This window comes from Antribacter gilvus (assembly GCF_003946865.1).
Classification (GTDB): domain Bacteria; phylum Actinomycetota; class Actinomycetes; order Actinomycetales; family Cellulomonadaceae; genus Antribacter; species Antribacter gilvus.
The window spans coordinates 57,185-78,474 of sequence record NZ_QXTH01000012.1; the positions used below are offsets into that span (position 1 = coordinate 57,185).

Genomic DNA, 21,290 nt, shown 5'->3' on the forward strand with positions numbered 1-21,290 from the left:
CAGAAAAACTTCACCCGCCCGCATCAGCGAAAGGTAACGATCGAATATCACAATCCGTCAAGGAAACCGGTTCAAAATGCCCCTCGAATCCATTATCGGACAGGCACGTCGGCCGCATTCCCGCTCAGGCGACAAACGTCTCCGCCAGGGCTTCCGAGCCACGGGCGAGCAGCGCGACGTCGGCCCCGACGAGCACGAAGGAGGCACCGGCCTCCAGGTAGTCCCGGGCCACGGCCGGGTCGAAGGCGTTGACGCCGACGGGCTTGCCCGCGGCGCGTACCGCCTCGAAGGTCGCGCGCACGGCGGCGACGACGTCCGGGTGCGTCTGCTGCCCGAGCAGGCCCAGGGAGGCGGCCAGGTCGGACGGTCCGACGAACACGCCGTCGATCCCGCCGACCGCCGCGATCGCGCCGGCGTTCTCGACGCCGGTCGCGGACTCGACCTGCACGAAGAGCGACACGTGGCGGTCCGCGTCCCGCAGGTAGTCCTCGACGCGGTTCCAGCGTGCGCCGCGGGCGAGCGCGCTGCCGACGCCCCGCACGCCGTGCGGCGGGTAGCGCACGGCCCGCACGGCAGCCCGCGCCTGCTCGACCGTCTCGACCATCGGCACCAGCACGTTCTGGGCGCCCAGGTCCAGGACCTGCTTGAGCCGCACGGCGTCGTCGGACGGCACCCGCACGAGCGGGGTGACCGGGTACGGCGCCACCGCCTGCAGGATCGCCGTCAGGGTCTCCAGGCCGACCGGTGAGTGCTCGCCGTCGATCAGCAGCCAGTCGAGGCCGGCGCCCGCGCAGATCTCGGCCACCAGCGGGCTGCCGGAGCAGACCCACATGCCGATCTGCGGTCGGTCGGCCGCGCCGAGACGGTCCCGGAACGTGGGTGGAAGGGTCAGACGAATCGGCACGAGACGGTCCCCAGCTCTCGGTAGTCGGCCAGCACGGTGTCGCCCCGCTCCACCCACACGGGCCGGGTGAACGAACCGGCCAGGACGATCTCGCCCGGCTGCAGCGCGTCGCCGTGCTGGGCGAGCTTGTTCGCCAGCCAGGCGACGCCGGCGGCCGGGTGGTTGAGCACGGCGGCGGCGACGCCGGACTCCTCGATGCTCTCGTTGCGGTACAGGAGCGCGGAGACCCAGCGCAGGTCGGTCTCCCCGACCCGCACCGGGTTGCCGCCGTAGACCATGCCCCCCATCGCCGCGTTGTCGCTGATCGTGTCGACGATGGTGCGCCCCGGCATCTCGATGCGCGACGACAGGATCTCGAGGGCCGGCACCACGTACTCGGTCGCGCGGAGCACGTCGAACACCGTGACGTCGGGCCCCTTCAGGCCGTCACGCAGCACGAAGGCGAGCTCCACCTCGATCCGGACGTTCGAGAACCGCCGGTGCTCGATGACCGACCCGTTCTCGAAGACCATGTCGGCGAAGATCGCGCCGTAGTCGGGCTCCGTGATCCCCGTCGCAGCCTGCATCACCTTCGACGTGAGCCCGATCTTGCGGCCCACCGGCCGGCGACCGGCCTCGATGCCGCGACGGCGCCAGGTGTTCTGCACGGCGTAGGAGTCCTCGACGGTCATGCCGGGGTACCGGGCCGTCAGGAGCGGCACCATGGTGCTCTCCGCCTCGGCGCGAGCGAGCTCGTCGGCGATGGCGGCGACCGTGGCGTCGTCGAGCCTGCGCTCGCCCGTCACAGCTGGTGCCCCAGCTTGTACTCGCCCTGCTTCCAGGACGGCAGGGCGTCGGCGTCGTCCTCGGGACGGGTGTAGGAGAACCCGTCCGCCCCGATGGTGACGGCCATCTCCGAGGTGTCCGTGCGGGCGGCCACCGGCTGCGGGTCGCCGTCCAGGTCCAGGACGAGCGACGCCTCGGTGTACCAGGACGGCACCACGGGATTGCCCCACCAGTCGCGGCGCTGGTTGTCGTGCACGTCCCAGGTCACCACGGGGTTGTCGGGGTCGCCCGTGTAGTAGTCCTGCGTGTAGATCTCGACGCGGTGCCCGTCCGGGTCGCGCAGGTACAGGTAGAAGGCGTTGGACACCCCGTGCCGGCCCGGACCGCGCTCGATGCGGTCCGACAGGCGCAGCGCGCCGAGCTTGTCGCAGATCGCGATGATGTTGTGCTTCTCGTGCGTGGCGAACGCGACGTGGTGCATGCGGGGGCCGTCGCCGCCCGTCATCGCGGTGTCGTGCACCGTCGGCTTGCGGCGCATCCACGCCGCGTAGGTGGTGCCCTCGTCGTCCCGGATGTCCTCCGTGACGCGGAAGCCGAGGTCCTCCATGTACCGCACGGCGCGCGCGACGTCCGGGGTCACCTGGTTGAAGTGGTCCAGGCGCACCAGGGCGCCGGGTGTGTGCAGGTCGTACCGCCAGGCCAGGCGCTCGACGTGCTCCACGTCGTAGAAGAACTCGTAGGGGAACCCGAGCGGGTCGGTCACCCGCACCGAGTCGCCGACGCCCCGGGTGAAGCCGTCCGCGCGGCGCTCCACGCGGCAGCCCAGCTCCGTGTAGAACGCGACGGCCCGGTCCAGCTCCTCAGGGCTGCGCACCCGGTAGGAGAAGGCGGCGACGGCGGCCACCGGCCCCTTGCGCAGCACCAGGTTGTGGTGGATGAACTCCTCGAGGCTGCGGAGGTAGACGGCGTCGTCGTCCTCCTCGGTGACGACCAGGCCCAGCACGTCGACGTAGAAGGCCCGGGAGGCCGCCAGGTCCGTGACGACCAGCTCCATGTACGCGGACCGCAGGATGTCCGGCGGCGGCGCAGCGGGCGTGGGGATCGAGCCGGCGGTGGGGATCGGGTCGGTCGTCGTCATCGGGACTCCTCTGCCTTGCCGAAGGTCGGGTTGTGCGCCGCGCCGAGCGTGATGTGCACCGCCTGCTGGTCGGTGTAGAAGTCGATCGAGCGGTAGCCGCCCTCGTGCCCGAGCCCGGAGGCCTTGACCCCGCCGAACGGCGTGCGCAGGTCGCGCACGTTGTTCGAGTTGAGCCAGACCATGCCCGCCTCGACGGCCTGCGCGAAGGTGTGCGCGCGCCTCAGGTCGTTGGTCCAGACGTAGGCCGCGAGGCCGTACCTCACGCCGTTGGCCAGGGCGAGGGCCTCCTCCTCGGTGTCGAACGGCGTGATCGCCACGACGGGCCCGAAGATCTCCTCCTGGAAGATCCGGGCCGACGACGGCACGTCCGCGAAGACCGTCGGCGCCACGTAGTTGCCGGTGTCGAACCCCTCCGGGCGCCCGCCGCCCGCGACGAGCCGGCCCTCGGTCCTGCCGATCTCGATGTACGACATGACCTTGTCGAAGTGCTCCGGATGCACCAGCGCGCCCACCTCGGTCCGGGGGTCCTGCGGGTCGCCGACGACGACGCGCTTCGCCTGCTCGGCGTACCGCTCGACGAACTCCTCGTAGACCGCCCGTTCCACGAGGATGCGCGACCCGGCGGTGCAGCGCTCGCCGTTGAGGGAGAACACCCCGAAGATCGTCGCGTCGACGGCGGCGTCCAGGTCGGCGTCGGCGAAGACGACGGCCGGTGACTTGCCGCCCAGCTCCATCGACAGGCCCTTGAGGTGCGGGGCGGCGTTGGCGAAGATGACCTGCCCCGTGCTGCTCTCTCCGGTGAACGAGATCAGCGGGACGTCCGGGTGCTTGACCAGCGCGTCCCCCGCCTCCTCGCCCAGGCCGTTGACCAGGTTGAACACCCCGGCGGGCAGCCCTGCCTCCTCGAAGATGCCCGCCCACAGCGAGGCAGAGAGCGGCGTGAACTCGGCGGGCTTGAGCACCACCGTGTTGCCGGTCGCCAGCGCGGGAGCGAGCTTCCACGACTCCAGCATGAACGGCGTGTTCCACGGCGTGATGAGGCCGGCGACGCCGATGGGCTTGCGGTTGACGTAGTTGAGCTGACGGCCGGGCACCTTGAACGTGTCGTCCGACTGGGCCACGACCAGGTCCGCGAAGAACCGGAAGTTCTCCGCGGCCCGGCGCGCCTGACCGAGCGCCTGCGTGATCGGCAGGCCCGAGTCGAAGCTCTCCAGCTCGGCGAGCCGGGCGTCGCGGGACTCCACGAGGTCCGCGATCCGGTGCAGCACCCGCGAGCGCTCGCGCGGCAGCAGCCGGGGCCAGGGCCCGGTGAGGAACGCGTCGCGCGCCGCGGCGACGGCGAGGTCGACGTCGGCCGCCTTGCCCGCCGCCGCCTGCAGGTAGACATCGTTGGTCACCGGTTCGAGCACGTCGAACGTGTCACCGTCGACCGAGTCGACGAACGCTCCGCCGATGTAGTGCTGGATCCGCCCGGGCAGGTCGGCGGGCACGTGGCGGATCGTCTGGTCGGTCATCGTGTCTCCCTGGGTCGGGTCTGGTGGGGCACTGCCCCGTCGGCGCGAGCGTCCAGGAAGGCCTGCATGGTCGCCCACCGGTGGTTGCGCGCGGCGATCTCGATCTCGAGAGGGTCCGCCCGCCGGGCGATCAGGTCGAGGATGTGGGTGTGCTCGGCCACGGACTGCTGGGCCCGCCCGGGGACGAACGCGAACGTGGAGTCCCTCAGGCCGGACAGCTGGGCCCATCCGCGGTGCACCATGTCGAGGAGCAGCCGGTTGGGGCACGACTCGAACAGCACCGAGTGGAACTGCCTGTTCAGGGCGGTGAACGCGTGCGGGTCGAAGTGGTCCAGGAGGGACCGGAGGTGGTCGTTCACCTCGGTGGCCCGGGCGAGGTCCGCTGCGGAGATCCCGGTCGCCGAGAGCCCGGTGGCGGCCCCCTCGACGACGCCGAGGGCCTGCATCGCGTCGACGTACCCGTGCGCGTCGACCATCGCGACCCGGGCGCCCACGTTGCGCTCGAAGGTCACCAGCCCCTCGGCCTCCAGCCGCCGGATGGCCTCGCGCACCGGCACCACGCTCATCGCGAGCTCGTCGGCGATGCTCTGGAGCACCAGGCGGTATCCCGGGCTCAGCTCGTGGCGCGCGATGCGGTCGCGCAGGTGGGTGTAGGCGAGCTGGGACTTGCTGGACGTGGTCGCCGTCGTCCCGGGGGCGTTCACCGTCCGTCCCTCCACGCCTCGAAGCGCGCCCGCCACCCCGCGTCCGGGGGGAACAGCCCGTCGATCGGGTGGCCTGCGGCCACCTGCTCGGCCACCCAGGTGTCCTCCTCCTCCTGGGCGAGGGTCGCGTCGGCGACCTCCTCGGCCAGGTGCGGCGGCACGACGACGACGCCGTCCGCGTCGCCCACGACGACGTCGCCGGGCAGCACCGTCGCCCCGCCGCAGGCGACGGCCACGTCGGTGTCCCACGGCACGTGCCGGCGGCCGAGCACCGCGGGATGGGCGCCCCGGGAGAAGACAGCCAGCCCGGTGGCGGCCACGGCCTCGAAGTCCCGCACGCCGCCGTCGGTCACGACGCCCGCGGCCCCGCGCACCCGGGCGCGCAGCGCGAGCACGTCGCCGAGCGTCGCCGAGCTGGTCTCTCCGCGGGCCTCGATGACGATGACCTCGCCGGGCCCGACGGTGTCGAACGTCCGCTTCTGCGCGTTGTAGCCGCCACCGTGCGCGGCGAACAGGTCCTCGCGGTTCGGGAGGAAGCGCAGCGTCCGCGCGCGGCCCACGATCGTGGCGCCGGGCCTGTTCGGCCGAACGCCCTCGATGACCACGTTGTCGAGCCCGCGCTTGCGCAGCTGGGCGGAGAGCCCGGCCACCGGCGCCCGGCGCAGCTTCTCGGCGAGCTCGTCGGTGAGCACGAACGACTCCGGCTCCGGCTCCGGCTCGGCCGCCAGGCCCGCGGCGTCGCGGCTCCCCCACGCCTCGGCACGCTGGGTGTCGTCGGTCCGGGGCCCGGCGCCGGCCCCGTCGATCGGCTCGTCGCCCTGCACCACGGTGGTCACCAGGCGGCCCGACGTCGGCGCGCCCGGCGCCGTCGGCGCGTCCACCTCGACCTCGACGACGTCGCCCGGCGCCACCACGCTCGACCCGGCGGGCGTGCCCGTGAGGATGACGTCGCCCGTCTCGAGCGTGAGGTGGTGGGAGAGGTCGGCCACGATCTGCGCGAACGGGAACAGCAGCGCGTCGGCACCGGTGGTGTCCTCCTGCACGAGCTCGCCGTTGACCCAGGTGCGCAACCGCAGCCCGGCCGGGTCGACCGCGCGGGCGTCGATGAGGGCCGGGCCGAGCGGCGTGTAGCCGTCGCGGCCCTTGGATCGCACGTTGGAGCCCTTGTCGGCCCACCGCAGGTCGTAGACGCCGAGGTCGTTCGCCGCCGTCACGGCGGCGACGTGCCCCCACGCTTCCTCGACCGGCACCTGCCGGGCCGGTTCGCCGATGATCAGAGCGACCTCACCCTCGAAGGCCAGGAGCTCCGTGCCGGCAGGCCGCTCGACGACACCCCCGGTAGCGGCGAGCGAGCTGCTCGGCTTGAGGAAGTACGACGGCGCCGCGGGGCGCCGGCCGCGCTGGTCGGCGCGTGACGCGTAGGCGAGGTGGACGGCGACGATCTTGCCCGGCCGCGACGCGAGCGGCCCTGCCTGCGCCTCGGTACCCATGGAGCTCCCTCGCCCGTCGTTGCGCTGGCCTGCCACGATGCTGGCCATTCGTATCATAGATCGTATATGGTCGAGGAGGGTGCGGCAAGGATGCGGCACACGAGCAGAACGGAGGAACGATGCAGTTCCACCACCACGGCTACGTGTCCGGCGACCCGCGTGTCCAGCGGGCTGCGGGCTACGGGCTCGAGCGGCCCGCCGGGCTGCCGGACGAGGTCGACGTGCTCATCGTCGGCAGCGGCCCCGCGGGCATGATCGCGGCGGCCCAGCTGGCACAGTTCCCCAGCATCCGCACGCACGTCGTCGAGCGCCGGGCCGGGCGGCTCGAGCTGGGCCAGGCCGACGGCATCCAGGCGCGCAGCGTCGAGACGTTCCAGGCGTTCGGGTTCGCCGAGCGGATCACCGCCGAGGCGTACCGGATCACCGAGATGGCCTTCTGGAAGCCCGACCCGGAGAACCCGGGGAACATCGCGCGCGCCGCCGTCCCGCCCGACGACCCCGCCGGGATCAGCGAGTTCCCGCACCTCATCGTCAACCAGGCGCGCGTGCTCGACTACTTCGCCGAGGTCGCGGCCCACGCGCCCGCCCGCGTGACCCCGGACTACGGCCTGGAGGTCGTGGGCCTCACCGTGAGCGACGCGAGCGACGACGACCCGGTCACCGTGACGCTGCGGCACACGACCGGACCGCGCACCGGCAGCGAGCGCACGGTGCGCGCCCGCTACGTCATCGGGTCGGACGGCGCGCACAGCGCCGTCCGGGACGCGATCGGCCGCAAGCCGGTGGGCGACAAGGCCAACCACGCCTGGGGCGTGATGGACGTCCTGGCCGTGACCGACTTCCCGGACGTGCGCACCAAGTGCGCCATCCAGTCGCACGACGGCGGGTCGATCCTCCTCATCCCCCGCGAGGGCGGTTTCCTCGCGCGCTGGTACGTCGACCTCGGCGAGGTGCCCCCGGGCGAAGGCGGCCGCGTCCGCGCGACGTCGCTGGACGAGATCATCGCCCGGGCGAACCGGATCCTGCACCCGTACACGCTGGACGTGAAGGACGTGCCCTGGCACAGCGTCTACGAGGTGGGCCACCGGGTCACCGACGGGTTCGACGACGTTCCTCGCGAGCTCACCGGCCTGCGCACCCCGCGGGTCTTCCTCACCGGCGACGCCTGCCACACGCACAGCGCCAAGGCCGGGCAGGGCATGAACGTGTCGATGCAGGACGGCTGGAACATCGCCTGGAAGCTCGCGCACGTGCTCACGGGCCGCGCGCCGGAGGCCCTGCTGGCCACCTACTCGGCCGAGCGGCAGGTCGTCGCCCAGGACCTCATCGACTTCGACCGGGAGTGGTCGCGGCTCATGGCGACGCCCCCGGAGGACCTCCCCGACCCGACCTATCTCGAGGACTTCTACGTGAAGACCGCCGAGTTCCCGTGCGGCTTCATGACCCAGTACCAGCCGTCGACGATCGTGGCCGGGCCTGCCCACCAGGAGCTCGCCACGGGTTTCCCGGTGGGCAAGCGGTTCAAGTCGGCCCCGGTCGAGCGGGTGGCCGACGGCCTCCCCGCCCACCTGGGCCACCACGCCCGGGCCGACGGCCGGTGGCGTGTCTACGCGTTCGCCGACTCCCCCGCGCCGGGTGAGCCCTCGGCCCTCCGGGACTGGGCCTCGTGGCTGGCCGCCGACGACGGCTCACCGCTGCTGCGGTTCACCCCGGAGGGGACCGACCCGGACTCCGTGCTCGATGTCAAGGTCGTCTACCAGCAGGACCACTTCGGCGTGGAGCTCGGCGACGTGCCCGAGGTCTTCCGGCCCCGCGTCGGGCCGTTCGGGCTGGTCGACTACGAGAAGGTCTACGCCACCGACCCCGCGCAGGACATCTTCGAGCTGCGTGGCGTCGACCGCGGCGGGGCGGTCGTCGTCGTGCGCCCCGACCAGTACGTGGCCGCGGTGCTGCCGCTCAGCGCCAGGGACGGGCTCAGCGCCTTCTTCGCCGGAGCCCTGCTCGAGCCGCCGCCCGCGGCCACCCACTGACCATCCGTCACCCTCTCCCTGGAGGACCCGTGCCCACCGTCTCCGCCCACGTCGCCCGTACCCTCGCCCAGCACGTCGACCACGTCTTCGGCGTCATGGGCAACGGCAACGCCTGGTTCCTCGACGACCTGACGCGCTCGACGACCGCGCGGTTCACCGCCGTGCGCCACGAGGCCGGCGGTGTGGTCGCCGCCGACGCCCACTTCCGGGCGTCGGGCCGGATCGCCGCGGCCACGGCCACCTACGGCGCGGGCTTCACCAACACGCTCACCGCGCTCGCCGAGGCCGCGGCCGCCCGGGTGCCGCTCGTGCTGCTGGCCGGCGACGAGCCGACGTCGGGCCCGCGCCCCTGGGACGTGGACCAGATCGCGCTCGCGGCCGCCGTGGGCGCCCGGACGTACACGGTGGGCCGCGCGGACGCGGCGGCCACCAGCATCATCGCCATCGAGCACTCGCTGACCTACCGGGTCCCCGTGGTGCTGGCCATCCCCTACGACGTCGCCGCGCTGGAGGCCGGACCGGTCCCCGACGCCCCGACGCCCTCGCTGCCCGGCCCGATGTCGCCCGCGGGCCCGTTCGACGCGGCCGCCATCACGGACCTCGCCAAACACCTCGCGGCCGCCGAGCGGCCCCTCCTGCTGGCGGGCCGCGGCGCGTGGCTCGCGGGCGCGGGAGAGGCCCTCGGCGAGCTCGCGGCGGCGACGGGGGCCCTGACAGTGACGACGGCGCTGGGTCGCGGCGTCTTCCCCGACGCCCGGTACGACCTCGGCGTCGCGGGCGGGTTCGGCGCCGAGGGGGCGATGGCGCTGGTGCGGGAGGCCGACGTCGCCGTCGTGCTCGGCGCGTCGCTCAACCAGTTCACCATGCGTTTCGGCGAGCTCTTCTCCCCCGGGACGCACGTGGTGCAGGTGGACATCGCCCCCGCCGCGACCCACCGGCACGTGGGCGGGTTCGTCCGGGGCGACGCCGGGATCGTGGCCCGCGGCCTCATGGACGAGCTCCGCACGCTCGACGCGACGCCGTCCGGCTGGCGCGAGTCGGTGGACCTCTCCGTGGCCCGCGCCTACGAGGTGGGCCCGGCGGACGGGATGGCGCCCGACGGACGCCTGGACCCGAGGGCGGTCGCGCACCACCTCGCCGGGCTGCTGCCCGCCGACCGCGTCGTCGTCTCCGACGGCGGGCACTTCATCGGCTGGGCCAACATGTACTGGCCTGTGGCCTCCCCGGACCGGATGGTGATGGTGGGCACCGCCTACCAGTCCATCGGGCTCGGCTTCCCCAGCGTGGCCGGGGCCGCTGCGGCGCGCCCGCACGACGCCGTCGTGCTCACCACCGGCGACGGCGGCGGGCTCATGGCGCTCGCCGACCTGGAGACCGCGGTCCGCACCGCGGGCGGGCGCGGCATCGCCGTCGTGTGGAACGACGCCGCGTACGGCGCCGAGGTGCACGTCTACGGACGGCAGGGCATCACCGAGGAGCCGATGCGCATCCCCGAGACGGACTTCGCCGCGCTCGCCGCCGCCGTCGGGGCGGAGGGGGTCGTGGTGCGGTCCCTCAGCGACCTGGACCGCGTCGCGGGCTGGACCGCCGAGCCGGTCGAGGACCGTCGCTTCCTGCTGCTCGACTGCCGCATCTCGTCCTCCGTCGTGGCCCCCTATCAGGAGGAGATCCTGCGGGCGAACCGCACCCACTAGCGACGCTCGGCGGCCCCTGGCCGCGGGTCGTCCACGACGACCCGCAGCAGCTGCAGCAGCATCGCCCGCTCGACGGGGCTCAGCCGGTCGAGCCGGCCCGCGATCCCCGCGCGCCGCCGCTGCCACTGGCTCTCCACGACCTCGCGCCCCGCCTCCGTCAGCTCCAGGAGCCGCGCCCGGCGGTCGCCCGGGTCCGGGACCCGGCGCACGTAGCCGTCGGCCTCCGCCTGGTCCACCTTCGAGGTCACCGACCGAGGCGCCATCTCGAGCCGCGCCGCGACGTCCGCCGCCCGGACGGGCCCGTGCGTGTGCGCGAGGAACCGCAGGAGCCGCAGCTGGCCGGGCGAGGTGCCCGGCCGCTGGTCCTCCGAGTCCTCCTGACGGCGCATGCGGCGCGACGCGAGGTGGAGCAGCTCGACCAGCTCCCCCGCCTCGTCCCGGGCCGTCGGGTGCACCGAGGTTGTGTCCATGGGCACACGATATCATTCTTGTGAGCCAACCACATGATGAGTTATGCTCACTATCGTCGCGGCGCCCCGGTGCCCGGCGATCCATTCGCTCCCCACGCCCGGGAGGCACACACATGAGCATGGAACACATGACCCACGGCGGCGGTCGTGGCGGCGGGATGGGTGGCGGTCGCTCGATGCGGTCCTTCACCCAGGACTCGTCCGTCAGGGACCACCACCTCGGCCGCAGCACCCTGCGCCGCATCCTCACCTTCGCCCGCCCCTACCGCGGGCAGCTCGCCTTCTTCCTGGTCCTGCTGGCGATCAACGCCGCGGCCGGCGCGGCGACCCCCCTCCTCTTCAAGCACCTGATCGACGACGGCGTGGCCCAGGGCAACACCCGCGTGGTCCTCACCATGGCCGGTGGCGCCGTGGCGCTCGCCCTGGTGGCAGCCGGGCTCTCCGTCGCCGAGCGGTGGATCTCCGCCAAGGTCGGCGAGGGACTCATCCTGGACCTGCGCACCGCGGTCTTCGACCATGTGCAGCGCATGCCGCTCGCCTTCTTCTCCCGCACCCGCACCGGCGCCCTCGTGCAGCGTCTCAACGGCGACGTGCTCGGCGCGCAGCGCGCCTTCACGTCGACCCTGCAGACCGTGGTGTCCAACGCCCTGACCATCGTCTTCACGCTCGCCGCCATGTTCTCGATGTCGTGGCAGCTGACTCTGCTCTCGCTCGTGCTGGTACCGGTCTTCGTGCTCCCCGCACGATGGTTCGGCCGCAGGCTCGCCGCGCTGACGCACCGGGGGTACGAGCTCAATGCCGACCTCGGCCAGCTGATGAACGAGCGGTTCAACGTCGCGGGCGCCCACCTGGTCAAGGTGTTCGGCGACCCGGCACGCGAGTCCGCCCAGTACGCGGACCACGCACGTTCGCTGCGCGACCTCGGGGTCCGCACGGCGCTCTACTCCACCTGGTTCCGCGTCGGCCTCACCACGGTGGCCTCGGTGGCCATCGCCACGGTCTACGGCCTGGGCGGTCTGCAGGCCATCGCCGGAACCCTGACCATCGGCGTCGTCGTCGCCATGACCGCGTACCTGGGCCGCCTCTACGGCCCGCTCACGGCCATGTCGAACGTCCAGGTCGACATCATGACGGCCCTGGTGAGCTTCGAGCGGGTGCTCGAGGTCCTCGACCTGGAGCCCACCGTCGCCGAGAAGGACGACGCGGCCGACCTGCGCGCAGCCGTCACCGCGCACGGCGCGAGCGTCGAGCTCGCGGACGTGACGTTCCGGTACCCCGGCGCCGACGAGGTCTCGCTCGCCTCCCTCGAGTCCGTCGCGACGGTACGCAGCGACCCGAGCACCGACACGCTCCGCGGGGTCAGCTTCACCGTCCCCGCCGGGGCCATGGTGGCGCTCGTGGGCCCGTCGGGAGCCGGCAAGACCACGGTCTCCCAGCTGGTGACCCGCATGTACGACCCGACGTCGGGGAGCGTGCGGATCGCGGGCCAGGACCTGCGCGACGTCAGCTTCGCCTCGCTCCGCGGGACGGTCGGCGTGGTCTCCCAGGAGGCTCACCTCTTCCACGACTCCGTCGCGGAGAACCTGCGCTACGTCCGCCCGGAGGCCACCGACGCGGAGCTCGAGCAGGTGCTGCGCCAGGCCCGCATCTGGGACCTGGTGTCGTCGCTCCCCGAGGGGATGCGCACGGTCGTCGGCGACCGCGGCTACCGCCTCTCGGGCGGCGAGCGGCAGCGGCTGGCGATCGCCCGGCTGCTCCTCAAGGCACCTGACGTCGTGGTCCTCGACGAGGCCACCGCGCACCTCGACTCCGAGTCCGAGGCAGCGGTCCAGGACGCCCTCGACCACGCCCTCACCGGCCGCACCTCGCTCGTCATCGCCCACCGGCTGTCGACGGTCCGGAACGCGGACCTCATCGTCGTGCTCGACGACGGGAAGATCGCCGAGCAGGGCACCCACGCCGAGCTTCTCGCGCGCAACGAGCTCTACGCCGACCTGTACCGCACGCAGTTCGCGGACCAGTCACCCCGGGCCGAGGCGGGGACCGCAGCGCTGCCGTGAGGTCACGGCGCACGGCCTCAGGCGAACCGCCCCAGGTGGATCCCGGCGAGGGCCAGGGCGGCGATCGTCTCGCCGTCCCGGACCTCGCCCGCGGCGACGAGGCCCAGCGCCTCACCGAAGGGCACCCAGCGGACGTCCGAGATCCCTTCCTCCTCCTGGCTCGCGGCCACCGCACCCGCCGGCGTCACCGCCGGACGCAGGCCGCGTGCGAGGAACACGTGCTCCGGCGCCTCGGCGATCCCGTTGAGGGCCTCCATGCGGCCCACCGGCGTCCACTCGGCGGCCTCGAGTCCGGTCTCCTCCAGCAGCTCGCGTCGCGCGGCGTCCAGCGGGGCGTCGCCGTCGGTGCCGCCACCGGGCACCTCGAGCGATCCCGGCCCCGTGGTGTACCTGTCGACGGTCACGAGGAGCAGCCGGTCGTCGTCGTCCAGCGCGACGACGAACACCGACGGCCGGCGGACCTCCAGCACTCCGTACGTCCCCTCGCCGCCGTCGGGCCGCAGCACGGTGTCCTCACGGACCCTGATCCAGGGGTTCTCGTAGGCGGTGCGGGAGGAGACGGTGCGCCAGGTCATGCCCCGACGCTACAGTCGCGACGTCCACCGCCGTCGGCCAGGGAGGTCAGTCATGGGCACCACCAGCGCCAACGCAGCGGAGGAAGACCTGCACGCACGACGCCGCCGAGCCACACCGGCTGAGCTCGACGCGGCGCGCGAGGCCGTCCGCGCTTCGGGCCGCGCCCTCGACCCCGCGGCGCCCTGCCTCGTCCTCGCGTACCCGGGGGTCGGCGTGGGCGAGACCTACCCCGACCTCGCCGGCTGCACGAGTCAGCTCCTGCTGGTCGCCGCCTGCCGGAGCACGCTCGCGGAACACGAGGTCGACGTCGTGGCGATGAGTACCCGGCCGCTGGAGGCCACGGCACTGCGGGGCATGAGGGACGTCGCGGTCCGCGCGCGACACGACGTCGCCGCCCGCCTGCCCCACGTCGACCTGGACGGCGTCCGGTACCTGACCCGGTTCACGCTCGTGCTGGGCGGCTCGCTCGACGGGACCATCTTCGACGAGATCACGGACGTCACCGCGCACACGCGCGGGGTGGTGGATCTTCTCGTCGCGCCCTAGCGTCACCGCACGACGAGACGGCCCGCCACCCCGAAGGGTGACGGGCCGTCCGTCATGAGCGGTCACGTCCCGCGGCGGTCAGACCTCCGCAGGTGCGACGGGACTCAGTTGCCGGTGAGCTTCTCGCGAAGCGCGGCGAGCGCCTCGTCCGAGGCCAGCGTGCCGGTCGCCTCCTGGGCCGGAGCCGAGGAGTACGTCGTGGAGCCGCCGCCCCCGCCGCCGCCGCCGCCAGCGGCAGCCGGAGCACCCTCGCTCGTGGCCTCCGTGTCGGCGGTGAGCGCCTCGGCGACCTGCTTGCGGTGCGCGGTCCAGCGCTCGTGCGCCTTCGCGTACTCCGCCTCCCACGCCTCGCGCTGGGTCTCGAAGCCCTCGAGCCACTCGTTGGTCTCCGGGTCGAAGCCCTCGGGGTACTTGTAGTTCCCCTGCTCGTCGTACTCGGCAGCCATGCCGTAGAGCGCGGGGTCGAAGTCCTCGGACTCCGGGTCCACGCCCTCGTTGGCCTGCTTGAGCGACAGCGAGATGCGGCGACGCTCCAGGTCGATGTCGATGACCTTGACGAACACCTCGGCACCGACGGTGACGACCTGCTCGGGCAGCTCGACGTGACGCACAGCGAGCTCGGAGATGTGCACGAGGCCCTCGATGCCGTCCTCGACGCGAACGAACGCACCGAACGGGACGAGCTTCGTGACCTTACCGGGCACAACCTGACCGATGGCGTGCGTACGGGCGAACGTCTGCCACGGGTCCTCCTGCGTCGCCTTCAGCGACAGGGAGACACGCTCGCGGTCGAAGTCGACGTCGAGAACCTCGACGGTGACCTCCTGGCCCACCTCGACGACCTCGGACGGGTGGTCGATGTGCTTCCAGGACAGCTCCGAGACGTGGACGAGACCGTCGACGCCGCCGAGGTCCACGAACGCACCGAAGTTGACGATCGAGGAGACGACACCGGGGCGCACCTGGCCCTTCTGCAGCGTCTGCAGGAAGGTGGAGCGGACCTCGGACTGGGTCTGCTCGAGCCACGCACGACGCGACAGGACCACGTTGTTGCGGTTCTTGTCGAGCTCGATGATCTTGGCCTCGATCTCCTTGCCGACGTACGGCTGGAGGTCGCGGACACGACGCATCTCCACGAGGGAGGCCGGCAGGAAGCCACGCAGGCCGATGTCGAGGATGAGGCCGCCCTTGACCACCTCGATGACGGTGCCGGTGACGACGCCGTCCTCTTCCTTGATCTTCTCGATCGTGCCCCAGGCACGCTCGTACTGAGCGCGCTTCTTGGACAGGATCAGGCGACCCTCCTTGTCCTCCTTCTGGAGGACCAGGGCCTCGACGGCGTCACCGACGGAGACGACCTCGCCGGGGTCGACGTCGTGCTTGATGGAGAGCTCCCGGGACGGGATGACACCCTCCGTCTTGTAACCGATGTCAAGGAGAACCTCGTCGCGGTCAACCTTGACGATCGTGCCCTCGACGATGTCACCATCGTTGAAGTACTTGATGGTGGCGTCGACAGCAGCAAGGAAGTCCTCCGCGGTGCCGATGTCGTTGATGGCAACCTGGGGTGCGGACTTCGCAGGGGTGGAGATGGTCATTGAGTAGATGCTCCGATGCGGACAGGACGTAGTGCGGACAGGGTCACGGCGAGTACGCTGCGTCCCGACGTCCGACGAAGAAGTCCTGAGAGGCACGAACCGGGGAATCTGGTCCGCAGCACCGAGGAAGACCGGGCCTGGAAGACGAGTAGGCGCGGGCGCACTGCACCGCGGAACATCCTAACGAGACTCCGTTGCGCGGGTCAACGTGAAAGCGTTCCGGAGGGCGTGCGCCATGTCACGTCGACCGCGCACGCCCCTCCGGATCAGAGCGCGAGCTCCAGGTCCCTGCCCGGGATCGCGTCGAGCAGAGCGCGCGTGTAGGCCGTCTTCGGCGCGTCGAAAACCTCGTCCACGGTGCCCTCCTCGACCACCCGCCCGTCCTGCATCACGACGACCCGGTCGGCGATCTGGCGGACCACCGCGAGGTCGTGCGTGATGAACAGGTAGGTGAGGCCGAGGTCCTCCTGGAGCTGCGCCAGCAGCCGCAGGATCTGGGCCTGGACCACCACGTCGAGCGCGGACACGGCCTCGTCGCAGACCACGAGCTCCGGCGACAGCGCGAGCGCCCGCGCGATCGCGACGCGCTGACGCTGCCCGCCCGACAGCTCGGACGGGAACCGGCGCAGCACGCCCTTCCCGAGCGCGACCTGCTCCGCGAGCTCCTCGACACGCGCCCGCCGGGTCGCGGCGTCGCCGTACCCGTGGGCGCGCAGCGGCTCCTCGATGGCGCGGAACACCGAGTACATCGGGTCCAGCGACGAGTACGGGTCCTGGAACACCGGCTGCACGCGCCGGCGGTACGCGATCCGAGAGCGCGCGTCCGTGCCACCCACGGGGGCACCGTCGAACTCGATGGTCCCCGACGTCAGCTTCTCGATGTCCAGGATCATCCGCGCGAGCGTGGACTTGCCCGACCCGGACTCCCCCACCACGGCGACCGTGCCGCCGCGCGGCACGTCGAGGGTCACGTCCTGGACGGCGGTGAAGTCGCGCCCTCGGCTCAGGAGCCCGTGGCCACGGATGCGGAACACCTTGGTCGCGTTCCGCACGGACACGAGGGGCGCCTCCGCGCTGCCCGACGACGGGGTGGTCGCCCCGGGCTCGTCCGTCGCCTCGGCGCCGTGGGTGAGCAGGGCGTCGTCGAGCACGTCGTCGAGCCCGCGCTCGCGCGCGATCTCGATGCGCCGCGAGGCGAGCGACGGGGCCGCCGCCATGAGGCGCTTGGTGTACTCGTGCTGCGGCGCGGTCAGGACCTGGCGGGCGGGCCCCTGCTCCACGATCTCGCCGCGGTACATGACGACCACGACGTCGGCGCGCTCGGCCGCGAGGCCGAGGTCGTGCGTGATGAGGAGCACCGCGGTGCCGAGGTCGCGGGTCAGCCCCGCGAGCTGGTCGAGGATGCCCCGCTGCACCGTGACGTCGAGCGCCGAGGTGGGCTCGTCCGCGACGAGGAGGGCAGGGCGTCCGGACAGGCCCATCGCGATGAGCGACCGCTGGCGCATGCCGCCCGAGAACTCGTGCGGGTACTGGGAGGCGCGCCGGGCGGCGTCGGGCAGCCCGGCCTCCTCCAAGAGCTCGACCGTGCGGGAACGCGCGTCCCGGGGCGAGCGGAGCCCGTTGTCGATGAGGCCCTCGTCGATCTGGCGGCCGATCCGCATGATCGGGTCGAGGTTGGTCATCGGGTCCTGCGGCACGAGGCCGAGCTCGGTGCCGCGCAGCTGCGCGAAGCGCTGCGGGCTCACCGCGCCGAGGTCCTCGCCGCGGAACCAGATGTGGCCCTGGGCCACCTCGCCGTTGCTCGCCAGCAGGCCGAGGACCGCCATGGCGAGCGTGGTCTTGCCCGAGCCGGACTCGCCCACGATCGCCACGGTCTGGCCGCGGCGGACCTCGAGGGACGCGCCCGACACGGCGCGCGCGGGCCCGGAGTCGGTGCGGAAGTCGACGGACAGGTCCTCGACGCGGAGGACGAGCTCGTCTGTGGTGGTGGTCGTGTCGCTCATCGGCGCGTCCTGTTCCGCGGGTCGAGGGCCTCGCGCAGGCTCTCGCCCACGAGGGTGAAGCCGAGGGCAGTGACGGCGATGCAGATGCCCGGCAGGATCGCCAGGCGCGGTGCGACCGCCAGCTCGTTCTGCGCGGCCGTGAGCATGCGGCCCCACTCGGCCGTGCTCGGCTCGCCGCCGCCCAGGCCGAGGAAGGACAGCGCGGCGGCCTCGATGACGGCGGTGGCGAGCGTCAGCGTCGCCTGCACGATCACGGGTCCCACGCTGTTGGGCAGCACGTGGCTCATCGTGACGGAGCCACGGGTGAGGCCCAGCGCGCTGGCCGCGAGGACGTAGTCCTGCCCTCGTTGGGCGAGCATCGACCCGCGGAGCAGCCGCGCGAAGATCGGTACCTGGACCACCGCGATGGCGATGATGACCGACGACGGCGACTGGCCCGCGATCGCGGCGATCGACACGGCGAGCAGCAGCGACGGGACGGACAGCATCAGGTCCACCAGGCGCATCGCGGCCACGTCGACCCAGCCGCCGAACCAGCCGGCGAGGAGGCCGAGAGCGACGCCGCCCGCGAGGCCGAACAGCGTGGAGAGCACGCCCACGAGCAGGGACGCCCGGGCACCCCAGATCAGCTTGCTCAGGACGTCGCCGCCGTAGCGGTCGAGACCGAGCGGGTACTCGGCCGACGGGCCGGGGATGAGCGTGGGCCGGATCTCGCCGCGGCCGGGCAGCGCGTGCGCGCCGTACGGTGCCAGCAGGGGCGCGAGCAGCGCGACGACGAGGAACACCGCCACGATGACGAAGCCCGCGATGGCCACCGGGTTCTTGCGGAGCGTGCGCCAGGCCCGGGCCCAGATGCCCTCGCCGGAGTGGTCGCCGCCCTCGACGGCGGACTCGTGGATGTTGAGCGGCGCGACCGGCGCGCCCTCGACAGGGGGAAGCTCGTTGGCGGTCACTGCTGCCTCCTCAGCCGCGGGTCGATCAGCCCGTACGACACGTCGACGATCAGGTTCACGAGGGCGTAGACCACCGCGATGAGCAGGACGAAGCCCTGCAGGACGGGATAGTCCGCGCTGAAGACGGCCTCCGCGAGGAAGCCGCCGATGCCGCTGAAGGCGAAGACCGTCTCCGTGAGGACCGCGCCCGAGAGCAGCAGGCCCACCTGGAGGCCGATCGTCGTGAGGACCGGCAGCATCGCGTTCCGGATGATGTGGTCGGAGCGCAGGCGCGAGGCCTTGATGCCCTTGGCACGGGCGGTCCGCACGTAGTCGGCGTTCTGCACCTCGGACACGGCGGCACGGGTCATGCGCGCGATGATCGCGAGCGGGATCGAGCTGAGCGCGAGCCCCGGCAGGACCAGGTGCATCATCGCGTCCCAGGCGGCGTCCCACTCGGCGGTGAGCAGTCCGTCCAGCACGTAGAAGTTCGTGGGGTGCGTGGCCACCATCGTCACCGACTGACGCCCCGCGGAGGGGAACCAGTCGAGCTCGACGGCGAACAGGTACTTCAGGATGAACGCCAGGAAGAACACCGGCACCGTGACGCCGATGAGGGACACCACGACGGACGCGTGGTCGACGACCGACCCGGCGCGGCGCGCGGCCACGTAGCCCAGGGGGATGCCGATGCCGATCGCGAGCACGAGGGCCACGAGGGTGAGCTCGATCGTGGCGGGAAAGCGGGTGAGGAACTCCTCCAGCACAGGGCGGCCGGTGCGGAGGGACGTGCCGAGGTCGCCCTCGATCAGGCGGGCGAGGTACTTGCCGTACTGGACCCAGACCGGCTGGTCCAGACCCATCTCAGCCTCGATGCGCGCGGCGGCCTCGGGCGTGTAGCGCTCACCGAGCATGGAGGTGACCGGCCCGCCCGGCAGGGCCCTGACCCAGGCGAAGAGGAGCACCGAGAGCCCCAGTAGCAGCGGTATCAGCAGCAGCAGCCGCTGCACGACGAGTCTGAGCATGTGGTCGTCGGGTCCTTGTCGGTCTTGCGGGCCATGGGGTGCGGCCCGGCTGTTCGGGTCTGCGGGGCGTGTGCGCCCCGCCGGTGGGACGAGCGATGCCCGTGCCCGACGGCGGTCGCCGGGCACGGGCATCGATGCTACGTCCTCGCGGAGGTTACTCCGTGAAGGTGATGACGCTGTAGACCTCGTCCTGCACGGGCGAGATCGGGTAGCCCTCGACGCCGGGCGCGACGGCCAGCGACGGGACCGGGCTCGCGATCGGGAGGCCGGGGAGGAAGTCCATCAGCGCCTCGTTCGCCTCCTTGTAGGCGGCTTCCTGCTCCTCGACGGGGGCGTTGCGCGCCTCGTCGATGACCTGGAAGATCTCCGCGTTGTCGAAGCCCCACTCGTTCGACGCGGCACCGAAGAACGTGCCGATGAAGTTGTAGGTGTCGTTGTAGTCGCCGGTCCAGCCCAGCAGGTGCAGGCCGTGGCCGGCGCCACCCTGGATGGTGTCCAGGTAGGTGGGGTTCCAGGGGGCGGCGGTGGCCTTGACGGTGATGCCCACCTCCTCCAGGTCGGCCGAGATCGCCTCGAAGTACGCGGCGGGGTCCGGCATGTACGGGCGCGACACGTCGGTCGGGTAGTTGAACTCGATCTCGAGGTTGGTGACGCCGGCCTCGGCGAGGAGCGCCTTCGCCTTCTCGGGGTCGTAGTCGTACGTGGTGACGTCCTCGCTGTAGCCCGAGACCGACTCCGGCACGAACTGCGTGGCGACCTCGGTGCCCTCGGGCAGCGTCGCCTGGACCAGGGCCTCCCGGTCGACCGCGTGCGCGATCGCCTGGCGGACCTTGATGTTGTCGAGCGGCGGGGCCGCCTGGTTCATGCCCAGGTACAGGATGTTGAACGCGGGACGCTGGTGGAGCGTGAAGCCCGCCTCGGTGAGCGCGTCGACGTCGGCAGGGGCGACCAGGTCGTAGCCGTCGATGTCACCGGCCTCGAGCGCCTGGCGGCGAGCCGTGCCGTCGGGGATGACCGTGAAGACGATCCTCTTGACGTCCGCGATCTCGCCCCAGTAGCCGTCGAACGCCTCGAGCGTGACGCTCTCGCCGGTCTTCCACTCGACGAACGTGTACGGGCCGGTACCGACCGGGTGGCCCTTGCCGTACTCGGTGAGCTGCGGAGCGTCCTCGGTGCCCTGCACCTCGTCCGCCGCGAACTCCTCGAGCGCGGTGGGCGACTGCATGGAGAACGCGGGGAGCGAGAGCGCAGCGACGAGCTCCGGGACCGGTGCGTTGAGCGTGACGACGGCGGTCGTGGCCTCGGAGGCCGCGCAGGACTCGTACTTGCTGTCCTCGCCCCAGCCGCCGAAGACGGCGTTGTAGTAGTACGAGAGGCTCTCGGTCGCGGCAAGACCGGTGAAGTTCTTCCAGCGCTCGAAGTTGGCGCACACGGCCTCGGCGTCGAAGTCCGTGTCGTCGTGGAACGTCACGCCCTCCTTGAGGTGGAACGTGTACTCCAGACCGTCCTCGCTGATGTCCCAGGTCTCGGCAAGCAGCGGGGCGGGGTCGGCCGTGCCCGGCTCGACGCCGACGAGGCCCTCGAAGATCTGACGCGCGACCCGGAACGTCTCGCCGTCGCTGGCGAACGCGGGGTCGAGCGTTGCCGGGTCGGACGAGCCGGCGAACACGAACGTGTCCTTGCCGGTGGCTTCCTCGCCGGATCCCTGCTCACGTTCGCTCGCGACACAGCCCGTGAGGGCGACCGCGAGCGCAGCGGCCAGTGCGACGGTGCCGGTCAGTCGGCTTGGTGCGCGCAGACGCATGGCACTCTCCTTCCTCGGGCACGGCGGATCCCCGATC

The 21,290-nt window shown here is 72.1% G+C and carries 17 protein-coding genes; 4 read left to right on the forward strand and 13 right to left on the reverse strand.

Annotated features, from left to right (window positions below; translation table 11 throughout):
• Positions 1–124 precede the first annotated feature (124 nt).
• The 6 genes from D1350_RS19185 to D1350_RS19210 form a co-directional block, all read right to left on the reverse strand.
• Positions 125–904, reverse strand: coding sequence for an HpcH/HpaI aldolase family protein (locus D1350_RS19185; protein ID WP_206074608.1), 780 nt, complete (start codon positions 902–904; stop codon positions 125–127).
• A complete protein-coding gene (locus tag D1350_RS19190; protein ID WP_240644218.1) occupies positions 889–1,608 on the reverse strand; it encodes a fumarylacetoacetate hydrolase family protein in 720 nt (239 codons plus the stop codon). Before D1350_RS19190 ends, D1350_RS19185 begins: the two co-directional genes overlap by 16 nt.
• Positions 1,609–1,685: 77 nt before the next feature.
• A complete protein-coding gene (hpaD, locus tag D1350_RS19195) occupies positions 1,686–2,807 on the reverse strand; it encodes a 3,4-dihydroxyphenylacetate 2,3-dioxygenase (RefSeq protein WP_125777657.1) in 1,122 nt (373 codons plus the stop codon).
• Complete coding sequence (gene hpaE, locus D1350_RS19200; protein WP_125777658.1) at positions 2,804–4,321, reverse strand: 5-carboxymethyl-2-hydroxymuconate semialdehyde dehydrogenase; 1,518 nt, start codon at positions 4,319–4,321, stop codon at positions 2,804–2,806. Before hpaE ends, hpaD begins: the two co-directional genes overlap by 4 nt.
• Entirely contained in the window at positions 4,318–5,025 is a 708-nt protein-coding gene (locus D1350_RS19205) for a GntR family transcriptional regulator (protein WP_125777659.1), read from the reverse strand. Before D1350_RS19205 ends, hpaE begins: the two co-directional genes overlap by 4 nt.
• Positions 5,022–6,515 carry a fumarylacetoacetate hydrolase family protein gene (locus tag D1350_RS19210; RefSeq protein WP_125777719.1) on the reverse strand — a complete coding sequence of 498 codons (1,494 nt, stop codon included), beginning with the start codon at positions 6,513–6,515 and terminating at the stop codon, positions 5,022–5,024. The genes D1350_RS19205 and D1350_RS19210 overlap by 4 nt, the downstream gene beginning before the upstream one ends.
• Before the next feature lie 119 nt (positions 6,516–6,634).
• Between D1350_RS19210 and D1350_RS19215 the strand changes: the two genes are divergently transcribed.
• Positions 6,635–8,545, forward strand: a complete 1,911-nt coding sequence (locus tag D1350_RS19215; RefSeq protein ID WP_125777660.1) for an FAD-binding monooxygenase — start codon at positions 6,635–6,637, stop codon at positions 8,543–8,545.
• A 29-nt stretch (positions 8,546–8,574) separates the two neighbouring features.
• Positions 8,575–10,239: a thiamine pyrophosphate-binding protein gene (locus D1350_RS19220; protein WP_125777661.1), complete on the forward strand. Its 1,665-nt coding sequence runs from the start codon at positions 8,575–8,577 to the stop codon at positions 10,237–10,239.
• Here D1350_RS19220 and D1350_RS19225 read toward each other — a convergent pair.
• On the reverse strand, positions 10,236–10,709 hold the full coding sequence (locus D1350_RS19225) for a MarR family winged helix-turn-helix transcriptional regulator (RefSeq protein WP_125777662.1): 474 nt from the start codon (positions 10,707–10,709) through the stop codon (positions 10,236–10,238). The genes D1350_RS19220 and D1350_RS19225 overlap by 4 nt on opposite strands.
• Positions 10,710–10,828: 119 nt before the next feature.
• On the opposite strand from D1350_RS19225, the gene D1350_RS19230 reads away from it, so the two are divergent.
• Positions 10,829–12,769 carry an ABC transporter ATP-binding protein gene (locus tag D1350_RS19230; RefSeq protein WP_420807825.1) on the forward strand — a complete coding sequence of 647 codons (1,941 nt, stop codon included), beginning with the start codon at positions 10,829–10,831 and terminating at the stop codon, positions 12,767–12,769.
• Between the two features lie 17 nt (positions 12,770–12,786).
• On the opposite strand, the gene D1350_RS19235 is transcribed toward D1350_RS19230, so the two are convergent.
• On the reverse strand, positions 12,787–13,344 hold the full coding sequence (locus D1350_RS19235) for an NUDIX domain-containing protein (RefSeq protein WP_125777663.1): 558 nt from the start codon (positions 13,342–13,344) through the stop codon (positions 12,787–12,789).
• Between the two features lie 52 nt (positions 13,345–13,396).
• Here D1350_RS19235 and D1350_RS19240 point away from each other — a divergent pair, with 52 nt between their 5' ends.
• The gene (locus tag D1350_RS19240; protein ID WP_125777664.1) at positions 13,397–13,891 is read left to right on the forward strand and encodes a hypothetical protein; all 495 of its coding nucleotides are present in this window, start codon (positions 13,397–13,399) and stop codon (positions 13,889–13,891) included.
• A gap of 104 nt (positions 13,892–13,995) precedes the next feature.
• Here the strand turns inward: D1350_RS19240 and rpsA are convergent, their stop codons facing one another.
• The 5 genes from rpsA to D1350_RS19265 all read right to left on the reverse strand — a co-directional run bounded on the left by rpsA (position 13,996) and on the right by D1350_RS19265 (position 21,253).
• Positions 13,996–15,489: a 30S ribosomal protein S1 gene (gene rpsA / locus D1350_RS19245; protein ID WP_125777665.1), complete on the reverse strand. Its 1,494-nt coding sequence runs from the start codon at positions 15,487–15,489 to the stop codon at positions 13,996–13,998.
• 266 nt (positions 15,490–15,755) lie between these two features.
• Positions 15,756–17,492, reverse strand: a complete 1,737-nt coding sequence (locus D1350_RS19250; protein ID WP_125777666.1) for a dipeptide ABC transporter ATP-binding protein — start codon at positions 17,490–17,492, stop codon at positions 15,756–15,758.
• The gene (locus tag D1350_RS19255; protein ID WP_125777667.1) at positions 17,489–18,445 is read right to left on the reverse strand and encodes an ABC transporter permease; all 957 of its coding nucleotides are present in this window, start codon (positions 18,443–18,445) and stop codon (positions 17,489–17,491) included. Before D1350_RS19255 ends, D1350_RS19250 begins: the two co-directional genes overlap by 4 nt.
• Positions 18,442–19,449, reverse strand: a complete 1,008-nt coding sequence (locus D1350_RS19260) for an ABC transporter permease (RefSeq protein ID WP_125777668.1) — start codon at positions 19,447–19,449, stop codon at positions 18,442–18,444. Before D1350_RS19260 ends, D1350_RS19255 begins: the two co-directional genes overlap by 4 nt.
• Before the next feature lie 154 nt (positions 19,450–19,603).
• The gene (locus D1350_RS19265) at positions 19,604–21,253 is read right to left on the reverse strand and encodes an ABC transporter substrate-binding protein (protein ID WP_125777669.1); all 1,650 of its coding nucleotides are present in this window, start codon (positions 21,251–21,253) and stop codon (positions 19,604–19,606) included.
• Positions 21,254–21,290: the final 37 nt, after the last annotated feature.